Source organism: Acinetobacter sp. AL9 (genome assembly GCF_041464035.1).
Lineage (GTDB): Bacteria > Pseudomonadota > Gammaproteobacteria > Pseudomonadales > Moraxellaceae > Acinetobacter > Acinetobacter towneri.
On the sequence record NZ_JAYFSK010000264.1, the window covers coordinates 1 to 255 of the forward strand.

Genomic DNA, 255 nt, shown 5'->3' on the forward strand with positions numbered 1-255 from the left:
ACAAGTTCAAGTCTTGTCAGACCCACCATGAGCGAGGGTCAGCGAAACATGTTTCGCCCGAGCGCAAGACGAGAGCTATGCTCGAGTTAAGCATTCGCCTTAACACAGTTTACGATACATCGAATCATAGATGATAAGCTGGGGACTTAGCTTAGTTGGTAGAGCGCCTGCTTTGCACGCAGGAGGTCAGGAGTTCGACTCTCCTAGTCTCCACCAAATTTTAAGATCAGAAAAGCACTGCTTTTCCTTAAAATT

General features: G+C 46.7%; 1 tRNA gene. It reads left to right on the forward strand.

Annotated elements, in window-relative coordinates:
• Positions 1 to 140: 140 nt before the first annotated feature.
• A tRNA-Ala gene (locus ACEO2X_RS14630) sits at positions 141 to 216 on the forward strand.
• Positions 217 to 255 lie beyond the last annotated feature (39 nt).